The following is a 21,785-nucleotide window of genomic DNA, read 5'->3' on the forward strand; positions in this document are numbered from 1 at the left end:
ATGCAGGCCTGCAAGATTTGAACACTTGTAGGTCTGGACCAAAAACGATTTTTTCTAAATTAATATATAAACCATATAAAAAAAATAAACGCCATGGAGGAAAATTTAATAAGCAGAGGAACTGCAAATAATATAACTTTTATTACCAATACTCTTTTTGATATTTTAGGTATTGCCTTAATCATATTAATGATCATTATCTTAATTAAACTGTATAGTAAAATTGTTAAACTGATTAAGGAAAACAGTATAATCTAATTTATAAAGAATTATTCAGAAAATCTGGTAAATACAATCATCAGACAGATAATCGCTAGAAAAACAGCAATATTCTCAAGATGCATATTCTTTCGATAATACATTATGTAACAAATACTATATGACTTCAAATTTAACGATGAAAAGACAGTAGATAATTAAGACGAAAACACAAAGGAAGTCATTTGTGTATAATGTAATTAACGCCTGAAAGAAATATGTGAAACCTGATGTGCGTAAGGAAGTAGTTGTTGAGACAAAAGTTTCTGATTTTTTTAATCCGTCTTTTGTCTTGATCGCTTCCGAATTAAAATAATTAAAATATGAAAAAAATAATTTTTGCAGTAATAGCTGTTGTGATGTTTGGCTTTAAAGGATATCCACAGGATAATAATACGGCACTAGCTTTAAGAAGATCCGTTATGATAGCAGGTGTGGAGCTTTTCCAAAGAACCACGCCAACAAAGATCAGCAAAGAAGATCTCAATAATCTGATTGTTGAAATGAGAGCCAGCAAAGAAGGAATGATTTTTTTGAATAAAGCATTTGAGTTTTATAGGAAAGAAGTTTCTACTGAAGATATTCTAAATTCTTATGAAGGAAAGGAGGTCAATGAGCTGGTGAAGTTTCTCAAAAATGGAGGTAATGAAGCGTTCGGGAATTTAAGTGAAGTGGCTACGCCAAATGAAAAGGAATACCCCAAATGGCTAAAAGACATTTTAAAAGTTTTATTAGAAGTAACAACCATTGTTATAAATACGTGCAATGCCTTACCTTGGCCTTGTTAATAATTGAGAAAGAGAAGGAGGTGTGCAAAAAGATAGCGCTAAAAAGGTTTTAATTCTTTATTGTCGAATGTTAGCAGATGGTATCTGGACTACCTATTGCATTTTTTTAAAGTTTTTATCCAAAAATTCGAAAACCAAATCAAAATGTTTTAAAGGAGCTGTATGAGTACCTTCAATTTGGACATGTTTGTATTCAAATTTGAATTTTTTACTTTTTAATCTGGAAATTATCTTTTCAGACATCAAAGCAGAAGGGCATATTTCATCTTTTGTAGCCGAAATTAAAAGAATCGGGCCATTGCTGTTTTCAACTTTAATTACTGCTTTTTCTTCGGCAATGGTGTCTTTAAGCATAATTTCGAATGTATTCCGCAAATCACCTTTTATCAATACGGGAACAGCTTCGTCAGATAGTGGGACAAATGGGAGTTCCTTATTTTGATAAGTCCAGCAAGAGGTTGAAAAATGATTTGTATGCCCGGGAAATGAAACGTGGCTGGGTACAATAGCTACCACGCATTTTATGTCAGGATAATAACTTGCCAGAAGCAACGCCAAGTCACCACCACGAGAACCGCCGACAATCGCAATTTTCTTTTTATCGATTTTATTGTTTTTCGTCGCTTCAACTATGGCATTATGGACATTTTCAATCGAAATTTTATTTAAAGTATCTGGCGTGCCTTTGGCTCCAAAATAACCAATTGCCAAAAAAGCATATCCCTTCTCAATAAATGAATCTCTTGTCTTTTTCCAGTAATCTGATGACCAGGCGTTGCCTCCTTCCGAACCGCCAAGACCAACAATAAGCGGTTGGTTTTTTCCATTGCCAAGGTACAGCCGGCTTTCAATGTTTGGAGTGTTTAAAGTTATCTGGGAAAAAGAATGGGACGATATAAATATAAAAAATCCCAGAAATACCGTTTTTAAAAATTGAATAGTGTTCATCACGTTTTATTTAGTTGATGACAAAATTCAATAATTCAATTCTTAAAGTTTTTGACCTATATCAAAAACTATTTTTCGGCGCGGATTCTGCTTAATGTTTCCTGCGTAATGCCTAAATAAGAGGCGATCATGCCTAGAGGTATTCGATGGTAAATATCATGGTAAGCGTGGCAAAAATGCTCGTATTTTTCTTTTGCCGATGTAAAACGCATCGAAGTAATTCGCTCTAAATAATGACCAAACACTGTATTCATTGATAGTCTTGCGTAGCGTTCCATTTCCGGAAAATTATCGAAAAGAAAAACGAGGTCATGTACTTTTAATGTAAAAACTTCTGTGTTTTCAAGCGCTTCAATGTAATAAATGTCAAGTGTTCTTTGGCTAAAACTTCGGGGTGAATTGACCCATTCACCCTCGCTGCTAAAATATTCGGTTATCTCTTTACCGTCTTTAAGAAAGTATAATCTGGTCAGGCCCTGAAAAATAAAATGACTTTCCGTGCAGATTTTATCCGCATTATGAATTTCCTGGCCTTTTTTAAAAGTAGTAAAATTAATCCTGTCAGCCAATTCGCTTTTCAGGGAATCACTTAGTTTGATATAACGTTCAAAATGGCGGAATAATTTTTCTTTTGTTTCGATGGTTGAGAGAATAAAATTTTATTTGGCCATAAACTCTTCTGCTTTTTCAACCATGTTAAGGCTTCCGCAGAAAAAAGGAACACGCTGATGCAGTTCTGTCGGCTGAATTTCCATAATACGGCTGTATCCGTCCGACGCTTTTCCGCCAGCTTGTTCCGCAATAAATGCCATAGGGTTGCATTCGTAAAGCAAACGCAGTTTCCCTTTTGGTGCTTTTGAACTGGTTGGGTAGATGTAAACGCCGCCCTTAATCATATTTCTATGGAAATCAGAAACCAAACTTCCAATGTATCTTGAAGTATATGGTCGGTCTCCTTCTTCAGACTGACAGTACTTGATATAATCTTTTACTCCCTGTGGGAAATGAATATAATTTCCTTCGTTTACAGAATAGATATTTCCGTCTTTTGCATATTGCATGTTAGGATGAGAAAGGTAGAATGTTCCAATGGCAGGATTCAATGTAAATCCGTTTACGCCATGACCTGTTGTGTACACCAGCATGGTTGAAGTTCCGTAAATCACATAACCGGCAGCAACTTGATTAACGCCAGGCTGTAAAAAATCTTCTAATGTAACCGGAGTTCCCATAGGAGTTACTCTTCTGAAAACCGAAAAAATGGTTCCAACAGAAACATTGACATCAATATTTGATGAGCCGTCAAGCGGATCCATTAAAACTACGTATTTGTTATTGTGACTGTTGTCTGAACCGGCAACAGTAATAAAATCATCATTTTCTTCTGAGGCAATTCCGCAGACAATTTCACGGTTTATCAAAGTCTGAATAAAAACTTCATTGGCATACACATCCAGTTTCTGCTGATCTTCACCTTGAATGTTCTGATCGCCTGCTGCTCCAACAATATCTACTAAACCAGCTTTGTTTACTTTGTAATTTACAACTTTTGCTGCGAGCCTGATGGAGTTGATAATTCTTGATAATTCACCTGAAGAGTATTGAAAATCAGCTTGTTTCTCGATAATAAATTCCCCTAAGGTTTTGTTGCGCTCTTCCATTTTGTAGTCGTTGTAGTTATTTCTGCAAATATCATCATTTTATTTTGAATAATGAACACCCAGCACGGTGGTTATTTTATAAGGCGGGCAATGATTCAAATGCTTTTATTTAACAAAAAAATCTAAAATATTGATATTTTTTGCGGTGATGCATCAAGTAAATCAGATGAACTTATTTTATCTTTGTTCTTCACAAAAAAGTAAAAGTTATGAAAAGAAAATCTTTGTTGTTAGCTGTTTCGTTTGTTTCATTCGGTTTTTTAACAACCAATGCTCAAATTAATCTGGGAGAAAAGGCGATTGGCGCCTTGCAAAAGGGAGTAACAGGATTTACATTTAGTGATGAAGATGCAGCTGCTTTATCCAAAGAAGCTGTTGTTAAAATGGATGCTGAAAATAAAGTCGCTGGATCAAAAGACGCTTATACCATCAGACTGAACAAGATTTTTGGCAAGCACAGCAATGAGAATGGATTAAAATTAAATTATAAAGTATATCTCACAAAAGATGTAAATGCTTTTGCAACAGCAGATGGAAGCGTTCGTGTGTTCTCAGGATTGATGGATATTATGGATGATAATGAATTGTTAGCCGTTATCGGTCATGAAATTGGGCACGTTGCCAACCATGATTCAAGAGATGCTATTAAAGCTGCATATAAAAAAGAAGCAGTGCTAGATGCTGTTGCTTCACAATCGGATAAAGTGGCTAAATTATCTCAAAGTCAATTAGGGCAAATAGGTAATGCAATGATTGATAGTCGTCATAGTCGTCAGCAGGAAACGGAAGCAGACACTTATTCATATGATTTTATGAAAAGACACGGTTATAACGTAAACGCTGTGGAATCGGCATTTACAATTTTGGCAAAGATGAATGAAGGTGCTGAATCTTCTTTTTTTACCAGAATGCTAAGTTCTCACCCGGACCCGAAACAAAGAGCTGAAGATGCAAAAAATAAAGCAATAGCAGATAAGCTGTATAAACCGTATGTGAAGAAAGTTGCTGCTAAAACTACTAAAAAGAAGAAAAAATAACATGAATATACGAGTTGGAACAAAAGAAGATATGCCTTCCGTATTGGAACTAATTAAAGAATTGGCAATTTTCGAGAAAGAACCGGAAGCAGTAGTAGTAAAAGTTGACGATTTAATTCGTGACGGGTTTGGTGAAAAGCCGTTATTTCAAACTTTTATCGCTGAAGTGAATAATAAAATTGTAGGAATGGCATTGTATTACTATCGCTATTCTACCTGGAAAGGGAAAACCATTCATCTGGAAGATTTGATTGTAAAGGAAGAAATGCGCGGGACAGGAATTGGTTTTGATCTGTATTCTGAAATAATCAGACAGGGGAAAAAAGACAATGTCCGCCGTATCGAATGGAATGTGTTGGATTGGAATAAACCTGCAGTTGATTTTTATATCAAATCCGGAGCTAAAATACTGGAAGATTGGCAAGTGGTCCAAATGGACGAAAAAGGAATAAATAATTTTTTAGAGCAGTTATAGTAAAATGAGGATTTTCAAATTTGGTGGAGCATCTGTAAAAGACGCCGAGAGTGTAAAAAATGTATTTGACGTTTTGCAAAAAGTAGGTTATGAAGAAGTTTTGCTTGTAGTTTCGGCCATGGGTAAAACAACCAACGCTTTGGAAGTTGTGATTAAGGATTATTTTGAAAAATCGGCCAATCTGAATGCTTCTGTTCAGGAAGTAAAAAAATACCACAATCAGATTTTATTGGATTTGTTTGATGATGAGAAGCACGAAGTCTTCTGGACAGTAAATGAACATTTTGCTGATTTGGAGTATTTCCTCCGAAGCAATAAATCGCCAAATTACAATTTTGTGTACGATCAAATCGTGAGTTACGGAGAGATTATTTCGACCACTATCCTTTGTCACTACATGAATTATAGCGGAATCAATGCACAATGGTTAGATGTCCGAAACTATATAAAAACAGACAACACGTATCGTGATGCTGAAGTAAATTGGGACATAACTCAAAAAAATATTTCAAAAATAGCAAGGAAGAAAACATTATTCATCACTCAGGGTTTTGTTGGTTCCGACGAAAACGGATTTACAACAACGTTAGGGCGTGAAGGTTCCGATTATACAGCTGCTATTTTTGCTTATTGCTTAAATGCCGAAAGCGTTACCATCTGGAAAGATGTTCCTGGAGTAATGAATGCTGATCCGAGGTATTTTGAAAATGCAACATTATTAAACCAGATTTCGTACCGCGAAGCTATCGAGTTGGCTTTTTACGGAGCAAGTGTAATTCATCCGAAAACTTTACAGCCACTACAAAAAAAGGAAATTCCTTTGTATGTTAAATCCTTTGTAAATCCTTTGCTGCCGGGAACCAGTGTTTCAAAAGGACAAGATCTAGAACCAAAACAGCCTTGCTTTATCTTGAAAAAAAATCAATTATTGCTTTCCCTTTCTTCTATTGATTTCTCTTTCATTATGGAAGAAAATATCAGTGAGATTTTTAGTTTACTGCACCAGTTTAAAATAAGAGTCAGTCTGATTCAGAATTCAGCGATTAGTTTTTCGGTTTGTATTGAAGATAAATTCGGTAATTTCAATGATTTGAAAAAAGCGTTATCTAAAAAATTCAAAGTCTCTTATAACGAAAACGTCTCGCTTTACACCATTCGTCATTTTGATGCCAAAGCTTCGGAAATGGTCGAAAAAAATAAGGTTGTTTTACTTAAACAATTGAGCCGTGAAACAATGCAGATTGTGACCAAAGAATAGATTTATCGATAAAACACCTAAATCATCGGTAAAGAGCGCAAGTCATTCTGAAGTAAGTACATTATTAGTTGTAATTTTATGAAGTAAAATATTTAAAACCAAATAATTATGAAAAAAATACTTACATCAAAATGGCTTGTTGTTTTCTTCTTTCTTGTTCAGGTTGCAATATGTGCTCAAAACAACAAAATAAAAATTTACGAAAGTAATTCCGGTGACGGAGCTTGCGTTATTGTTTTTCCAAGCAGTCCCGAACCGTTAATGGTTTTGACTGGAAATGGTGCCTGTACGGTCATAAAAACAATGGCTATGGACGATTGGCATGAAATGTCCAGTACAACAGTAGTCACCACAAGTGTCGTTGAGCCATCAGCGCATACCATTACTTCACCCAGAGATGCCGCATCAGGGCAGGCCACTGGGAAAAGACAGCATAAGCCATATCTTTTGAGTGATCTTAGTCTCGATGTGTTAGGAAATGAAGCCACTCAGTCTTACTCCTTTTCTTGGAATATAAAATCGAATACAGGAGCCAGAACAGCATCTCCAAAAGGAGCTTCGCGCACGGTTTCTAATAGTTGTTGCTCCGATGGTGTTTGCACCGTTTTAGTCTCTGTAAGCGGAAAACATACAAAAACCGGCCACGTAACCTTGATGAAATGATTTAAGTTTTTAGAGATCAGTTTTTAACTCCAAAACATAAAATAGCTTTTTTTTATTTATTACAATATCTTTGGTGTTTTGGAGTTTTTTCTTTATGCTTAAAAAACAGCGTTTTTTACTATTATTTCTATTCTTTTCGCTAAGTATTTTAGCACAGGAAACCGATTCTCCATACCAATCAAAAAAAATCACCGTTTCCCGAGATTCTATTCAAATTGACAGTGTCAGCATCAACAACAGTTTTTTTAAGTTGCTGGACGCCAAAGGAGAGGTTGTAGATACAACTTTTTACAAAGTCAACTTTCAAAAAGGCATATTGGTTTTTAAAAAGGAGTTTCAATCGTCCGACACATTAACCGTCCGATATCTGAAGTTTCCGGATTACCTGACTAAAGAATATACGATCTACGATAAAAGCAGGATTGTAAGTAATAATAATGCTTTAGGGGACTTATACAAAATATCCCGAGACGGGACTAAAAAAATAATGCCTTTTGACGGCTTGACAACTTCGGGGAGTATTTCCAGAGGAATTTCAATTGGGAATAACCAGAATACTTCAGTAAACTCTAATTTAGACCTTCAGATAACAGGAAAATTATCTGACAAAGTCAGTTTGCGAGCCTCTCTTCAAGATAGTAATATTCCTTTGCAGGAAGGTGGTTATTCACAGAAATTAGATGAGTTTGATCAAATCTTCATCGAATTATTCAGTGATAAATGGAGTGTGAGAGCAGGTGATTTGTTTTTGGAAAACCGAAAATCCAAATTTCTGAATTTCAATAAAAAAGTACAGGGATTATCTACTCAATTTACATTTGGTACTCCTGAAAAGAAAACAGAAGTGTATGCTTCGGCAGCTTTAGTAAGAGGTCAATATGCAAAAAGCACTTTTGTAGGTCAGGAAGGCAACCAAGGGCCTTATAAATTACGGGGTCCAAAAGGAGAGTTATTTATCTTAGTCATTTCTGGCTCCGAACGGGTTTTTGTAAATGGAATTTTACTGAGCCGTGGTGAAAACAATCAATATGTTATTGACTACAATGCCGGGGAGGTTACTTTTACATCATTGTATCCTATTACTTCGGAAATGCGGATTACCATAGAATACCAATATTCAGATAGGAATTACACTCGTTTTGTTACATATGGAGGTGTTAATCATGAACAGGAAAAATGGAGTCTTGGAGGATATTTCTATTCTGAAAATGACGTAAAAAATCAACCTTTACAGCAAAATCTTTCTCAGGAACAAGTTCAGACATTAGTAGCTGCAGGTGATAATCCGGATTTAATGAATGCTCAATCAGCTGTGCCGGACACTTACTCGGACAACAAAATCTTATACAAGAAAATTATCGTAAGCGGAGTAGAAGCATTTGAATATTCAACCAGTCCTGCGGATGTCCTGTATAGCGTTAAATTTACTTTTATAGGCAATAATCTAGGTAATTATATTGTTTCAAACACAATTACTAATGGTCGTGTTTTTCAATATGTTGCGCCTGTAGCTGGGATTCCGCAAGGGAATTATGAGCCTATAATTAAATTAGTTGCGCCAACGAAAATCCAAATTGCTACAGTTCTTGGGAAGTACAATCCGAGCGAGAAAACCTTAGTTGATTTTGAGGTGGGAATCAGTAATAACGATAAGAATTTGTTTTCCGGCATTGACGACAACAACAATCAGGGCTTGGCTGGGAAATTGAATTTTAAGCAACGGTTATTTTCAAAAAAATGGAATGTTGCCGTTTTTGGAAACTATCAATTGGTGCAGAAAAACTTCAAAACGATAGAAAGATTATTCACTATTGAATTTGACAGGGATTGGAATTTAGTAAACCCGCTAGGAAATCAAAGTTTTATAACGAATGGTTTAGTATTTGATTTGCCGGGTAAATCAACATGGAAGTACCAGTTCGAAAAATTGGATTTTTCAGAAAGTTTCTCGGGAAATCGTCAAGTAATTTCTGGGTATTCTAAATTTAAGAATTGGACTTTTTCCAATGAAGGAAGTTTTTTAAGCAGCAACAGCAACCTGTCGACTTCGAAGTTTTTGAGAAACCAGTCTCAGACAAAATATCATTTTAAGAGGAATTGGATTGGAGGGAGTTTTCGTCATGAAAACAATCAGGAAAAAGACAAAATAACGAATCAGTTATCGTCGTTAAGTCAGCGTTTTTCGGAATTCGGAGCTTTTATAGGCCGCGGTGATTCTACCAAGGTTTTTGTTGAATTAGGGTATTTGAACCGAATAAATGATAGTTTGCAGTCAGGAGAACTTGAGCGGGTCAATACTTCACAATCGTATTATCTGAAATCAAAATTGATACAGACTGAAAAAAGCGACTTATCAGTTTTTATTAATTACAGGAGTTTGAAATTTAAGGATGCAACTCGTGGCAACGAGCCTTCCTTAAACTCCAGATTACTGTATAATGACCGGTTTTTTAACCAGTTGATTCAATCCACAACAGTTTATGAAACCACTTCCGGGACCATACCACAGCAGGAATTCAGTTTCCTTGAAGTAGAAGCCGGACAAGGTATCTATGCCTGGAATGATTATAATGGAAACGGAATTCAGGAATTGCAAGAGTTCGAAATTGCTCCTTTTCCTGATCAGGCCAAATATGTGAAAATATTTCTTCCGAACCAGATTTTTATTAAAACACATCAGAATAAATTCTCCCAGTCTTTGACATTAAGTCCTGCGCAATGGCAAAACGAAGCAGGTTTCAAAAAAATCCTGTCGCACTTTTACAATCAATCTTCGTATTTGATTGAACGAAAAATAAAAAGGGAGCAGGACAATTTCGATTTGAATCCGTTCTCAGTAAACGACAAAGATTTACTAGGATTGAATTCGAGTGTTAGGAATAGCTTGTTTTTTAACCGAGGTAAGCAAAATCATTCGGTTACTTATACTTTTATCACAAACAGACTGAAAAACTTGCAGTCTTCCGGATCACAGGAAATCAAAAACGGATCGCACCAACTGCAATATACGCATTTGTATAAGCAGTTTTGGTTGTTTTCATTGTCTGGAAAAGCATTTAATTCGAGTAGTAATTCTGAAAATTATGCCAGCAGGAATTTTGAGATTAACGGGCAGCAATTTCAACCTAAAATATCTTATCTGTTTACTAAAAATGCGAGTTTGGATGTTTTCTATGAAATGCAGAACAAAGAAAATAAGTTGGGAAATCTGGAATCATTGAAGCAAAACAGATTTGGAACTTCATTCACTTTTGCAAGTGAGAAAAAATTAACGCTAAACGGCGAATTTTCTTTTTATGACAATAAATTTAAAGGGAATGAATTTTCACCGGTAGCTTTCCAAATGCTTGAAGGCTTGCAGGCTGGGAAGAATATGACATGGCGATTATTGGTTCAAAAGAATTTAACGCAATATCTCGATATCAATATCAATTATCAGGGAAGAAAAAGTGAAACCAGTCAAACAGTTCATACCGGGAATGTACAGTTGAGGGCATATTTTTAATTGAAAATCAGTTTTTTATAAAAAAATGACTAAATTTAACATATATCAAAATCATTAAATTTATAAACTATGAAAAAATTGCTATTGTTATGTTTAGTGTTTGTTTTTTCAAATAGCTTTTATGCACAAGAAACAGAAACTAAAAAGCCTCGAGTAACCAAAGCAGCTACTGAAAAAGCGGCTGAAAAGAAAGCCAAGGAAAAAGAAGCTAAAGCTAAGCTTAAAGAAAAAGAGGCCAAGGTTAAGACAGATGCCAAAGAGAAAAAAGAAAAGACCGAAGCTAAAGCTAAAAAAGGAACAAAAACAACTGCCGAAAAAGCAAAAGCAGGAACAACTAAGGCTGAAGCCAAAGTAAAAGAAGAAACTGCAGCTGCTAAAGCAAAAACAAAAGCAGCTTCTAAAAACGAAAAAGTAAAAGCGGAAGAAACTGCGGCTAAAGCTAAAAAAGAAACCAAAGCAAAGGCAGCTGAAACTAAAGTAAAAGCAACAAAAACAGTTGCTAAAAAAGAAAGGGTTTCTAACGAAAAAGCAAATCTGAATACTACGGACAAAGTAACCGGAGAATACAAAGGAAGAAAAGTATATACAGGACCTCGCGGCGGTAAATACTACATCAATAAAAATGGGAATAAAACCTATATCGATGAAGATCAGGTAGAGTAATCCTATTGCTTATCACTATAAAAGGCTTTGCATTCGCAAGGCCTTTTTGCTATTTACAATGAGCGAATTTTAATAAATAGGTTTATTTATTTAATCGTATTTTTGAAAAAAAAATAAAACGATACTTTGTTTCAACAATAAGCATGAAAAAAACAGTTCTATCAGCATTACTATTGATTGCCCTTTTTGGCTGTAAAAAAGAAAACACCGTCAGTCAGCAGGATCAGATTAAAAATGACATTAATCCAATTACTTCTGAACTGGACGAAAGCGGAGTAATTTACGAAGCCAATATCCGCCAATATTCACCTGAAGGAACTTTCAATGCTTTTACAGCAGATATCCCAAAGCTAAAGAAACTGGGAGTAAAGATACTCTGGCTGATGCCTATTCATGAAATTGGTGTTAAAAACCGCAGGGTAAATGGGAATGCGTCTGTTGAACAAATTACTGATAGTACAGAAAATACAAAATGCTTAGGGAATCCGTACTCTGTTAAAGATTATAAAAGTCTGAATCCGGATTTCGGAACCAAAGAAGATTTTAAAAAATTAATTAAAACCGCACACGAAAACGGAATATATGTCATTCTGGATTGGGTTGCAAACCATACCGCTTGGGATCATGCCTGGATTACACAACACCCGGATTATTATACGCATGATAAGGAAGGCAAAATGATTTCTCCTTTTGATTGGACAGATGTTGCTGAATTGAATTATAACAACCAAAATCTTCGAAATGCGATGTTGCAGGAAATGAAATATTGGTTAAGGGAATTTAATGTTGATGGTTTCAGATGTGATGTTGCTGCTGAGGTACCAACTGATTTTTGGAATACTGCTACATCGGAATTAAACAAAATCAAGCCAGTATTTATGCTGGCCGAATCAGAGAAACAGGAATTATCCCAAAAAGCTTTCGACGCTCAATACGGTTGGGAAGCGCATTACATTTTTAATGGTATTGCGCAAGGTAAAAAAACAGTAAAAGACTGGGATAAATACGCACAGAAAAGAGATAGTTTGAATTGGGAAAACAGTATTCGGATGAATTTCACTTCCAATCACGCTGAGAATTTTTGGAATGGAACCGAATACGAACGTATGGGTGATGCTGTTGAGGTTTTTGCTGTAATGACTTATATGATTCCAGGAATGCCGCTAATTTATTCCGGACAGGAGTATGATTCAGACAAAAGACTGAATCTTTTTGAAAAAGACACTATTGTGCATTCGCTTGCAAAAATGAGTGGTGTTTATGAAAAACTGGGAAAGCTTAAAACTGAAAAGGGAGCTTTAAACGGAGGGAAGAATTCCGGATCTTATAATCGCTTGACAACTTCATCCGATGATAAGATTTTAGCTTTCGAAAGGGAAAAGAATGGGCAGAAAATTATTTTTGTCGGTAATCTTACCAAAGCAAACAGGTCATTCACAACTTCAATTGAAGGAACTTTTACAGATTATATGACAGGGCAACAAATCCTGTTAAGTAAAGATCAAAAATTAAATTTTAAACCTTGGGAATATAAAATACTGATAGCTGAATAACTTTCTGATGATACAAAAAATAGGACATCGCGGAGCAAAAGGTCATATGGCCGAAAATACGCTGGAATCTTTTCAAAGCGCATTGTATTTAGGTGTAGATGCTGTCGAACTTGATGTACACGTTTGTGCTTCGGGAGAATTGGTGGTTTTTCATGATTTTACCGTCGACAGAATAACGGGAGGTTCGGGAGAAGTACATAAATTAACCTTAACCGAATTAAAAGCATTAAAAATATCCAATCAATTTGATATTCCGACTTTAGCCGAAGTTTTTGATCTTATAGACAGGAAATGCTGGATAAATGTCGAATTAAAGGGACATGGAACTGCACAGCCGGCTGTCAAAATAATAGAGGAATATATTGATGAAAAAGGATGGGAGTATGACGATTTTATCGTGTCAAGCTTCCAGAAAGAAGAATTGGAAAAGGTAAGTGTTTTAAACCCAAAAATCAATATAGGAATTCTTACTCAAGCCAGTGTTGAACAAGCAATAGAATGGGGCCAGGAATTATCTGCAAAAGCCATTCACCCACATTTTTCGCTATTAACAGAAGAAAATTGCAAGGAAGCAAGTGCAAAAGGATTTAAAATTTTCACTTGGACAGTTAATCATGAAGAAGACATTCATAGGTTACAGCATTACACTATAAACGGAATTATTTCCGATTTTCCGGATAGATTATGAATTCAAAATATGATATAATCATTGTTGGCGGAGGAGCCGCAGGATTTTTTTCGGCAATAAATATTGTGGAGAATAATCCAAAACTCAAAGTCGCTATTTTAGAAAGAGGGAAAGAAGTACTAACTAAAGTACGTATTTCAGGCGGAGGCCGATGCAATGTCACGCATGCTTGCTTTGTACCCAATGATTTGGTTAAATTTTATCCTCGCGGAGAAAAGGAATTACGCGGTCCGTTTCATCAGTTTTGCTCTGGAGATACTATAGAATGGTTCGAAAAACATGGTGTAGAACTCAAAATTGAAGACGATGGAAGAATGTTTCCGGTTTCAAATTCGTCACAGACAATTATTGATTGCTTTTTATCTTCAGTAAAAAAACTTGGAATTGACGTACTGACGGGTCAAAGCGTGCAAAGCCTGTTTAAAAGCACGGAATACTGGAAAGTAGAAACCAATCACGAAGTATTTGCCTGCAAAAAGCTGATAATGACTACTGGAAGCAACCCGAAAGTTTGGGAAATGCTTCACGATTTAGGGCATTCCATCGTTGATCCGGTCCCATCATTATTTACTTTCAATATAAAAGACGTACGAATTAAAGACTTAATGGGTGTTTCTGCTCTGGCTTCTGTTAAAGTGAAAAACTCGAAATTAGAAGCGTCAGGGCCTTTGTTAATTACCCATTGGGGAATGAGTGGTCCTGGAATTTTGAGGCTTTCAGCTTGGGGCGCCAGAGAATTATTTAACAAAAATTATCAGTTTGCTATTCAGGTCAATTGGCTGCATGATCAGACTTTTGAGGAAACATATAACTTATTGAAAGAGTTAAAGTTAGAGCATTCAAAAAAGACTGTTTCTAAAAAATCCCCGTTTGAATTTCCTAACCGATTATGGGAAAGCATTGTTCTGGCTTCAGCCATTACTGCCGAAACAAAATGGGCGGATTTAACCAAAAATCAACTGGATAGTTTGACAAACCAACTTACGAATGCTGAATTTCAGGTGAATGGGAAAAGTACTTTTAAAGAAGAATTTGTAACTGCAGGAGGAATCGACTTAAAGGAAGTCAATTTTAAAACAATGGAGAGTAAAATTTTACCCACACTTTATTTAGCGGGTGAAATCGTAAATATAGATGCAATTACAGGCGGGTTTAATTTTCAAAACGCTTGGACAAGTGGGTTTATTGTAGCAAATTCTGTTTCAGGAATTAGTGATTAGCAGTTTAGCCACCAAATGCTGCCGTTTAAAAGTGTTGCGCAGCTAATCCAAACCAAATAGGGTAAAAGAAGTCTGCTTGCAAAAGCATCGATTCTGTTAAAAGCTTTGATGGTTTCAAAAATAAACAGCCATAACAATAAGATTTCAATTAGCGCTAAAAAAGGATTGCATAAACCAAAGAAAAGATACGTCCAGAATAAATTCAAACCTAATTGTACCCCGAAAAGTATCATCGCGTTTTTAATTACTTTTTTTCCTCTTACACTTCTGCTTTCCCTATTCCAGACAATGTAAAATGAATAACCCATTATGATGTATAAAAGAGTCCAGACAGTAATACATGCCCAACTTGGAGGGTTAAAGAACGGTTTTTCGATTTTTAAATACCAAGTACTTAAAGTAGAATGAGTAATACTACAGGATAAAATTCCGATAAGAACACAAGCGGCAATAGATAATGTTAATTTTAAATAGTTAGTTTTCTTCAAGATGTTGAATTTTAAGATTATACCTACAGCAAATAAATAATAAAGTAATTTAAAAAGCAATGAATTAGCAAAAAAAGTATCTTTGCTCAAATTTTTTAAGAATGATTTGTTTCACCAATTTGAATGCTCGTGTCTGAAAAGGAATTTATTGCTTCAAATTATACTGTTTCGGTAGAAAACGGAATTTTTGAATGGTCAGCACCAAGTAATATTGCTTTGGTGAAATACTGGGGAAAGAAAGAAAATCAAATTCCTGCTAATCCATCGATTAGTTTTACGCTTAATAATTGTAAAACGATTACTAAATTGGCTTTCGCCAAAAAAGAAAATGATGGCAGTTTTTCATTCGATTTATTGTTTGAAGGCAAGCCAAAAGAAGATTTTAAACCAAAAATCCAAAAATTTTTCGAACGTATTTTTGAATATTGTCCCTTTCTGAAAGATTTTCACTTCACGATTGATACCCAGAATACATTTCCTCACAGCTCCGGGATAGCTTCTTCAGCTTCAGGAATGGCTGCTTTGGCAATGAATGTGATGAGTTTGGAAAAAACTTTGAATCCTTTAATTTCAGAGGAATATTTTTATCAAAAGGCTTCGTTTTTAGCCCGATTGGGTTCCGGAAGTGCTTGTAGAAGCGTAAAAGGAAGGGTAGTAGTCTGGGGAGACAACGAAGCTATTTCGGGCAGTTCTGATTTATTTGGGGTAGAATTTTCATCTGTTCATGCCAATTTTAAAAAATACCAGGATACCATTTTACTGGTTGACAAAGGAGAAAAACAGGTTTCAAGTACGGTTGGGCATGATTTAATGTTTGGACACCCATTTGCAGAACAGCGTTTTTCACAGGCGCATCATAATTTATCTGCAATGAAGCGTATTTTAGAAAGTGGTGCTGTCGAAGATTTTATCAAAATCGTTGAAAGCGAAGCATTGACTTTGCACGCCATGATGATGACATCTATGCCCTACTTTATTTTGATGAAACCCAATACATTGGAAATTATCAATAAAATCTGGAAATTTAGAAATGAAACGGGAATTCCGGTTTGTTTTACCCTTGATGCAGGCGCTAACGTTCATGTTTTATACCCCGAAAATGTAAAGGAAAATGTTTTGCAATTTATTCAAAACGAATTAGTTGGCTATTGTCAAAATGGTCAGTACATTTGCGATGAAATTGGTATTGGTTCCCAATCAATATAATTTGTATATTTATCGTCTCAAATCTATAATAAACATGAAAGGACCTCTTTTTTACTCAAAAATATTACTCTTCGGAGAATACGGGATTATTCGTGATTCCAAAGGGCTGTCTATTCCTTATAATTTTTATAATGGTGCTTTGAAGGTAGATGAAAATCCATCTGAAGAAGCCATTAAATCCAATGCAAGTTTAAGGAGATTTGTGTCTTATCTGGAAGAACTGCAACAGCAGCAACCGGAGTTGGTCACTTTTAACAGTGAGGTTCTGAAGGCTGATGTGGAACGCGGCATGTATTTTGATTCGAGTATTCCTCAGGGATATGGAGTTGGAAGCAGCGGCGCTTTGGTTGCAGCAATCTATGATAAATATGCCAATAATAAAATTACGGTTTTAGAGAATTTAACACGTGAAAAATTATTACAGCTTAAAACTATTTTTTCTAACATGGAATCTTTTTTTCATGGTAAAAGTTCTGGTTTAGATCCGTTAAACAGTTATTTGAGCATTCCAATTTTGATTAATTCAAAAGATAATATTGAAGCCACTGGCATTCCAACACAAAGTGCAAATGGTAAAGGTGCCGTTTTCTTGCTGGATTCCGGAATTGTTGGTGAAACTGCTCCAATGGTGAGTATTTTCATGGAAAATCTAAAGGAAGAAGGATTTCGTAAAATGCTGAAATCTCAATTCATAAAATATACAGATGCCTGTGTCGAAAACTTCCTTCACGGTGATGTAAAATCTCTTTTTGCAAATACTAAGAAACTTTCCAAAGTTGTTTTAAATAACTTCAAACCGATGATTCCTGAAAAATTTCATCAGGTTTGGCAACGCGGAATCGATACAAATGATTATTACTTAAAACTTTGCGGATCTGGCGGCGGCGGTTATATTTTAGGCTTTACACAAGATTTGGAAAAAGCCAGAATCTCACTGAAAGAGTACAAGCTGGAAGTAGTTTATCAGTTTTAACACAATTTTATCGCATGATGATTTCGAGTTTATCTAAGAGTTACATACTTTTAAACATTATAACTTTTAGATATTCGGCTAAAAAATGCTAACACGCAAATCCAAATTATTTCTGATGAAGATCCTCAGTTTGTTTTCTGTGGTTCGAGGTTATAATATTCCTATTATTGTTTTAGCACAGTATTTATCTTCCATTTTTATATTGGCTCCTGAAAGAAGAGCTTTGGATGTAATTCTTGATTGGAGGCTATTTATTATCGTTTTTGTTTCCACATTGACCATCGCTTCGGGTTATATCATTAACAATTTTTACGATTCGGAAAAAGATTTAATTAACCGTCCGAACAAATCAATGCTCGATCGTCTGGTAAGTCAGAAAACCAAATTGCAGGTGTATTTCGGACTGAATTTTATGGCAACGGTCTTAGCTTATATTATTTCTTTTCGCGCAGCTTTGTTTTTCGCGGTTTATATTTTCCTGATTTGGTTTTATTCGCACAAACTCAAAAAATATCCAATCGTTGGGAATTTGACAGCTTCTTTGTTAGCTGTTTTGCCTTTTTTTGGGATTTTGCTGTATTTCAAAAATTTCTATAATGTGATTTTTGCTCACGCCTCTTTTCTTCTCTTATTAATCTTAATTCGTGAAATGATCAAGGATTTGGAAAATATTAAAGGTGACATAGCGAATAATTACCAGACAATTCCTGTTCGTTTTGGTGAAAAAACCTCAAAACAAATAATCACCTTTTTAACTGTTTCTACTGTAATTCCAATTTATATTTTAATTGAAAAGTATGATGTGGGTTATATGGACATCTATTTTTATGTCAGTCTGATTGTGCTGATTTTGTTTTTGATGAAACTCTGGAAATCAGAAACGCATGTAGAATATGTACAACTTCATAATATTCTTAAATCACTTATTGTAGCCGGTGTTTTCTGCATCGTGCTGATTGATCCTAATGTTTTGGTTCACGGAAGAGCCTTGCTAAAGATTTAAATTTTCATTTTTTTTTAAATTTAATGTAGAATTAAACAGAAATTTAAATTTTCCAAACTAAAATTTGAAATCACTATCTTTGCACACTTGAAGCCATGTAGGCGGAACAGACAAAGTAAATTACAGAAGTTATGAATAATTCAGGAGGCAATAAACGTGGTGGTTCAAGACCTAATAGCTCAAGACCAAGCTCTAATAAGCCTAAACCTGCTATGGCAAAGCGTGCGCAAGGGCCAAAAAAAGCAAAACCAACTACTAAAGTTGAAGAAAAGACAGTTGATAAAGTGGCTAAAAAGCCTAATCCAACAGCAAAAAGACCTAAAAATGACGGGGAAATCCGTTTAAATAAATATATCTCTAATTCAGGTGCCTGCTCTCGTCGTGACGCAGATATCTATATTCAGTCGGGTAATGTTAAGGTAAACGGGGTTCCGGTTACTGAAATGGGTTACATGGTTAAACCGGGAGACGTGGTTAATTTTGACGGAATGACACTAATTCCGGAACGTAAAGAATACCTGTTGCTGAATAAACCGAAAAACTTTACCACTTCGTTTGATGAAAACGATATGAACAGAAATGTTGCCGAACTGGTTAGAGGTGCTACCAATGCAAAAATCCAAGCTGTAGGCAGAATGGATAAAAATACTACCGGATTGTTGTTGTTTACCAATGATACGGACATGATTAGAAAATTCAGTTTGCCAAACCAAAAGTCATCTAAAATCTATCAGGTTTCTTTAGATAAGAATTTAAAATTTGAAGATTTAGAAAAAATAGCTAGCGGAGTAACCTTGGACGGGCATAGATTATTTGTTGAAGAAATCAGCTATATAGAAAATGAACCTAAAACGGAAATCGGCTTAAAATTACGTACTTCCAATGTAAAAGTGGTTCGTGCTATTTTTGAAAATTTCAAATACGATGTAATAAAAATTGACAGAGTTGCGTTTGCAGGTTTAACAAAGAAAAATTTACCTCGCGGAAATTGGCGTTTTCTTACAGAACAGGAAATAATTAATTTGAAAAACATCTAAGTTTTATAACATAAACCTTATTACTATTCAAATTCCTGCTGATTTAAGTGGGAATTTCTTTTTAGATACAATATGACACCAGAACAATTACAATCGATAGCTTTCCGTTGGTTTGAAGCTTTCAACAACAAAGAATTGGAAAAATTACTGTCGCTTTATGATGATGAAGCGCAACATTTTAGTCCGAAATTAAAAGTCAGACAACCGGAAACCAATGGTCTTGTGGTTGGAAAACAAGCAATGCGTACTTGGTGGCAGGATGCTTTCGACAGACTGCCAACTTTATATTACAAGGTAACATCGCTCACGGCTAATTCGGATCGTGTTTTTATGGAATACATTCGGCAGGTAAATGACGAAGAAGATATGCTTGTGGCTGAAGTCCTGGAAGTGAGAAATGGCAAGATTACTTTTTCACGGGTCTATCACGGATAATTTCCTGATCGGACTTTGTGTTCCAATAAAACCATTAAGCTTGACAAAAATGTTAAGTTTAATGGTTTTTTTATTTACAAATCATTCAATTTTATTAGATTTACTGTTCAAATTAGTCGAAACCATTTAAATTATGAAGAAAATAGTTGTTCTTTCACTGGCATTGTCATCATTGCTTTTTGTCAATTGTAAAAAGGAAAGTAGTATGCAGGATTTTAAATCATTAACCGAAAATTATTTCAAAGAGAAAAATGCGCTAAATCCGCTTGATGCCACTTTGAATGGTTTTAATGAGTATAACGATCAACTACAGTTGGAAATGACTGATGGTTACAGAAAAAAGCAAGGTGAGTTTTTTGATAAATACGAAAAACAACTTTCAGATATTGATGCGGAAAGCTTGTCTGCTGAAGAAAAAATCAGCTATGAAATCATAAAATGGGAAACGGCTATTGGAAAGGATCTGTTAAAAGAGGAAACGAATCTAATGCCTATTCAACAGTTTTGGGGGACACACCTTACGATGTCTCAATTCGCAAGTGGAACTGCTGCTCAGCCGTTTAAAACAGAAAAAGATTACCGTAATTTTCTAAAAAGATTAGATGCTTATGCTGTCTGGGTAGACTCGGCAGAGGTGTACATGAGAAAAGGAATCAAAAAAGGGATAGTCTTGCCAAGAGCCTTGACTGAAAAAGTAATTCCGCAATTCCAGGATCAAATCACACCAAAAGTAGAAGACAATCTGTTTTATTCTGCTATAAAAACGATGCCGGCTGATTTTTCAGCTGATGTTAAAAGTGCTTTGGCGAAAGAATATGCAACCGCCATCAATGAAAGACTAATGCCTCGTTACAAAAAAATGGCAGAATTCTTAAAGAACGAATATTTACCGGCTTCAAGAGCTACAAGTGGAATAGGTGGTTTGACTAATGGAGCGTCTTTGTATGCTGCCTATGTAAAACAATGGACTACAACCGAGATGAAACCGGAAGAGATTCACGAATTGGGATTGAAAGAAGTGGCCAGACTGAAAGCCGAAATGGAAAAGGTAAAAGAACAGGTTGGTTTTAAAGGAACAATTGTGGCCTTTTTTGACCATGTCCGTAATCGTAAAGAACTGATGCCGTTCAAAAAACCGGAAGAAGTAATCGCTAATTTTGAAGCCATTCATAAAAAAATTGAGCCGAGTGTAAATAAATTGTTTTCATTACAGCCTAAAACTCCTTTTGAAATCAGAAGAACAGAAGCATTTAGAGAAAATACAGCCAGTGCCGAATATGTTCAGGGAACAGCAGACGGAACTCGCCCTGGTATTTTCTACGTGCCAATTCCGGATGTGACTAAATACAACTATTATGGTGATGAAGATTTGTTTTTGCATGAAGCGATTCCTGGTCATCATTTCCAAATTTCTTTGCAGCAGGAAAATAAGGAATTGCCTGATTTCAGAAGATTCAACTGGTTTGGAGCTTACGGTGAAGGTTGGGCTTTATACACAGAAAGCTTAGGTAAGGAATTAGGATTGTATACGGATCCGTACCAGTATTTCGGAATGTTAGGAAATGAAATGCACAGAGCTGTTCGTTTGGTAGTTGATACAGGTTTGCACAGCAAAGGCTGGACACGTGAGCAGGCTATCAAATACTCGTTGGAAAACGAAGCGGAAAGCGAAGCCAGTATCACTTCTGAAATAGAAAGATACATGGCTATTCCGGGGCAGGCATTGTCTTATAAAATAGGACAAATGAAAATTCTGGAATTGCGTCAAAAAGCAAAAGATAAAATGCAGGATAAATTCGATATCAAAGTTTTTCATCAAAAAGTATTGGAATCAGGAGTGATGCCATTAGCATTATTGGAAAAGAAAATCAACGCCTGGATTGAAACCGGCAAATAATAATTTAAAAACGGGAAAGTAACTTCCCG

20 protein-coding genes are annotated in these 21,785 nt (G+C 35.5%); 16 read left to right on the top strand and 4 right to left on the bottom strand.

Features of this window, described 5'->3' with window-relative positions; translation table 11 throughout:
• The first annotated feature begins 581 nt into the window (after nt 1-581).
• Nucleotides 582-1,046, top strand: a complete 465-nt coding sequence (locus tag ACRDEC_RS07920) for a hypothetical protein (protein WP_431497795.1) — start codon at nt 582-584, stop codon at nt 1,044-1,046.
• Nucleotides 1,047-1,139: 93 nt separating this feature from the next.
• On the opposite strand, the gene ACRDEC_RS07925 is transcribed toward ACRDEC_RS07920, so the two are convergent.
• The 3 genes from ACRDEC_RS07925 to fbp form a co-directional block, all read right to left on the bottom strand.
• Nucleotides 1,140-1,994 (bottom strand): alpha/beta fold hydrolase, encoded by an 855-nt coding sequence (locus ACRDEC_RS07925; protein ID WP_431497796.1) that lies wholly within the window; start codon nt 1,992-1,994, stop codon nt 1,140-1,142.
• 68 nt (nt 1,995-2,062) lie between these two features.
• Nucleotides 2,063-2,563 carry a Crp/Fnr family transcriptional regulator gene (locus tag ACRDEC_RS07930; protein WP_431497797.1) on the bottom strand — a complete coding sequence of 167 codons (501 nt, stop codon included), beginning with the start codon at nt 2,561-2,563 and terminating at the stop codon, nt 2,063-2,065.
• Nucleotides 2,564-2,653: 90 nt separating this feature from the next.
• A complete protein-coding gene (fbp, locus tag ACRDEC_RS07935) occupies nt 2,654-3,655 on the bottom strand; it encodes a class 1 fructose-bisphosphatase (RefSeq protein WP_431497798.1) in 1,002 nt (333 codons plus the stop codon).
• A 209-nt stretch (nt 3,656-3,864) separates the two neighbouring features.
• On the opposite strand from fbp, the gene ACRDEC_RS07940 reads away from it, so the two are divergent.
• From ACRDEC_RS07940 to ACRDEC_RS07980, 9 genes are all read left to right on the top strand, one after another.
• The gene (locus ACRDEC_RS07940) at nt 3,865-4,692 is read left to right on the top strand and encodes a M48 family metallopeptidase (protein WP_431497799.1); all 828 of its coding nucleotides are present in this window, start codon (nt 3,865-3,867) and stop codon (nt 4,690-4,692) included.
• 1 nt (nt 4,693) lies between these two features.
• Nucleotides 4,694-5,167, top strand: coding sequence for an N-acetyltransferase family protein (locus tag ACRDEC_RS07945; RefSeq protein WP_431497800.1), 474 nt, complete (start codon nt 4,694-4,696; stop codon nt 5,165-5,167).
• Between the two features lie 4 nt (nt 5,168-5,171).
• Entirely contained in the window at nt 5,172-6,425 is a 1,254-nt protein-coding gene (locus ACRDEC_RS07950; protein WP_431497801.1) for an aspartate kinase, read from the top strand.
• Nucleotides 6,426-6,533: 108 nt separating this feature from the next.
• A complete protein-coding gene (locus ACRDEC_RS07955; RefSeq protein WP_431497802.1) occupies nt 6,534-7,088 on the top strand; it encodes a hypothetical protein in 555 nt (184 codons plus the stop codon).
• 94 nt (nt 7,089-7,182) lie between these two features.
• Nucleotides 7,183-10,593: a hypothetical protein gene (locus ACRDEC_RS07960; RefSeq protein ID WP_431497803.1), complete on the top strand. Its 3,411-nt coding sequence runs from the start codon at nt 7,183-7,185 to the stop codon at nt 10,591-10,593.
• A gap of 69 nt (nt 10,594-10,662) precedes the next feature.
• Complete coding sequence (locus tag ACRDEC_RS07965; protein ID WP_431497804.1) at nt 10,663-11,256, top strand: hypothetical protein; 594 nt, start codon at nt 10,663-10,665, stop codon at nt 11,254-11,256.
• 143 nt (nt 11,257-11,399) lie between these two features.
• A complete protein-coding gene (locus ACRDEC_RS07970) occupies nt 11,400-12,809 on the top strand; it encodes an alpha-amylase family glycosyl hydrolase (RefSeq protein ID WP_431497805.1) in 1,410 nt (469 codons plus the stop codon).
• Between the two features lie 7 nt (nt 12,810-12,816).
• Nucleotides 12,817-13,497: a glycerophosphodiester phosphodiesterase gene (locus ACRDEC_RS07975; protein ID WP_431497806.1), complete on the top strand. Its 681-nt coding sequence runs from the start codon at nt 12,817-12,819 to the stop codon at nt 13,495-13,497.
• Nucleotides 13,494-14,717: an NAD(P)/FAD-dependent oxidoreductase gene (locus tag ACRDEC_RS07980; protein ID WP_431497807.1), complete on the top strand. Its 1,224-nt coding sequence runs from the start codon at nt 13,494-13,496 to the stop codon at nt 14,715-14,717. The genes ACRDEC_RS07975 and ACRDEC_RS07980 overlap by 4 nt, the downstream gene beginning before the upstream one ends.
• Here ACRDEC_RS07980 and ACRDEC_RS07985 read toward each other — a convergent pair.
• A complete protein-coding gene (locus ACRDEC_RS07985; protein WP_431497808.1) occupies nt 14,714-15,205 on the bottom strand; it encodes a TspO/MBR family protein in 492 nt (163 codons plus the stop codon). The genes ACRDEC_RS07980 and ACRDEC_RS07985 overlap by 4 nt on opposite strands.
• A gap of 123 nt (nt 15,206-15,328) precedes the next feature.
• On the opposite strand from ACRDEC_RS07985, the gene ACRDEC_RS07990 reads away from it, so the two are divergent.
• From ACRDEC_RS07990 to ACRDEC_RS08015, 6 genes are all read left to right on the top strand, one after another.
• On the top strand, nt 15,329-16,411 hold the full coding sequence (locus ACRDEC_RS07990) for a diphosphomevalonate/mevalonate 3,5-bisphosphate decarboxylase family protein (RefSeq protein WP_431497809.1): 1,083 nt from the start codon (nt 15,329-15,331) through the stop codon (nt 16,409-16,411).
• 34 nt (nt 16,412-16,445) lie between these two features.
• Nucleotides 16,446-17,384, top strand: coding sequence for a mevalonate kinase family protein (locus ACRDEC_RS07995; protein ID WP_431497810.1), 939 nt, complete (start codon nt 16,446-16,448; stop codon nt 17,382-17,384).
• An 85-nt stretch (nt 17,385-17,469) separates the two neighbouring features.
• Entirely contained in the window at nt 17,470-18,387 is a 918-nt protein-coding gene (locus ACRDEC_RS08000; protein ID WP_431497811.1) for a geranylgeranylglycerol-phosphate geranylgeranyltransferase, read from the top strand.
• A 131-nt stretch (nt 18,388-18,518) separates the two neighbouring features.
• Entirely contained in the window at nt 18,519-19,424 is a 906-nt protein-coding gene (locus ACRDEC_RS08005) for a pseudouridine synthase (protein ID WP_431497812.1), read from the top strand.
• Between the two features lie 72 nt (nt 19,425-19,496).
• The gene (locus ACRDEC_RS08010) at nt 19,497-19,859 is read left to right on the top strand and encodes a nuclear transport factor 2 family protein (RefSeq protein ID WP_431497813.1); all 363 of its coding nucleotides are present in this window, start codon (nt 19,497-19,499) and stop codon (nt 19,857-19,859) included.
• A gap of 133 nt (nt 19,860-19,992) precedes the next feature.
• Entirely contained in the window at nt 19,993-21,756 is a 1,764-nt protein-coding gene (locus tag ACRDEC_RS08015) for a DUF885 domain-containing protein (protein WP_431497814.1), read from the top strand.
• Nucleotides 21,757-21,785: the final 29 nt, after the last annotated feature.

It is taken from the genome of Flavobacterium sp., assembly GCF_050696275.1.
GTDB lineage: Bacteria > Bacteroidota > Bacteroidia > Flavobacteriales > Flavobacteriaceae > Flavobacterium.

Excerpts from the sequence above, each read along its gene's own strand:
- ACRDEC_RS07920 (WP_431497795.1), top strand. The coding sequence starts at position 582 with ATGAAAAAAATAATTTTTGCAGTAATAGCTGTTGTGATGTTTGGCTTT.
- fbp (WP_431497798.1), bottom strand. The coding sequence starts at position 3,655 with ATGGAAGAGCGCAACAAAACCTTAGGGGAATTTATTATCGAGAAACAA.
- ACRDEC_RS08015 (WP_431497814.1), top strand. The coding sequence starts at position 19,993 with ATGAAGAAAATAGTTGTTCTTTCACTGGCATTGTCATCATTGCTTTTT.
- ACRDEC_RS07975 (WP_431497806.1), top strand. The coding sequence starts at position 12,817 with ATGATACAAAAAATAGGACATCGCGGAGCAAAAGGTCATATGGCCGAA.
- ACRDEC_RS07995 (WP_431497810.1), top strand. The coding sequence starts at position 16,446 with ATGAAAGGACCTCTTTTTTACTCAAAAATATTACTCTTCGGAGAATAC.
- ACRDEC_RS07965 (WP_431497804.1), top strand. The coding sequence starts at position 10,663 with ATGAAAAAATTGCTATTGTTATGTTTAGTGTTTGTTTTTTCAAATAGC.
- ACRDEC_RS07945 (WP_431497800.1), top strand. The coding sequence starts at position 4,694 with ATGAATATACGAGTTGGAACAAAAGAAGATATGCCTTCCGTATTGGAA.
- ACRDEC_RS07955 (WP_431497802.1), top strand. The coding sequence starts at position 6,534 with ATGAAAAAAATACTTACATCAAAATGGCTTGTTGTTTTCTTCTTTCTT.
- ACRDEC_RS07940 (WP_431497799.1), top strand. The coding sequence starts at position 3,865 with ATGAAAAGAAAATCTTTGTTGTTAGCTGTTTCGTTTGTTTCATTCGGT.
- ACRDEC_RS07960 (WP_431497803.1), top strand. The coding sequence starts at position 7,183 with ATGCTTAAAAAACAGCGTTTTTTACTATTATTTCTATTCTTTTCGCTA.
- ACRDEC_RS08005 (WP_431497812.1), top strand. The coding sequence starts at position 18,519 with ATGAATAATTCAGGAGGCAATAAACGTGGTGGTTCAAGACCTAATAGC.
- ACRDEC_RS07970 (WP_431497805.1), top strand. The coding sequence starts at position 11,400 with ATGAAAAAAACAGTTCTATCAGCATTACTATTGATTGCCCTTTTTGGC.
- ACRDEC_RS07950 (WP_431497801.1), top strand. The coding sequence starts at position 5,172 with ATGAGGATTTTCAAATTTGGTGGAGCATCTGTAAAAGACGCCGAGAGT.
- ACRDEC_RS07980 (WP_431497807.1), top strand. The coding sequence starts at position 13,494 with ATGAATTCAAAATATGATATAATCATTGTTGGCGGAGGAGCCGCAGGA.
- ACRDEC_RS08000 (WP_431497811.1), top strand. The coding sequence starts at position 17,470 with ATGCTAACACGCAAATCCAAATTATTTCTGATGAAGATCCTCAGTTTG.
- ACRDEC_RS07990 (WP_431497809.1), top strand. The coding sequence starts at position 15,329 with ATGCTCGTGTCTGAAAAGGAATTTATTGCTTCAAATTATACTGTTTCG.
- ACRDEC_RS08010 (WP_431497813.1), top strand. The coding sequence starts at position 19,497 with ATGACACCAGAACAATTACAATCGATAGCTTTCCGTTGGTTTGAAGCT.
- ACRDEC_RS07925 (WP_431497796.1), bottom strand. The coding sequence starts at position 1,994 with ATGAACACTATTCAATTTTTAAAAACGGTATTTCTGGGATTTTTTATA.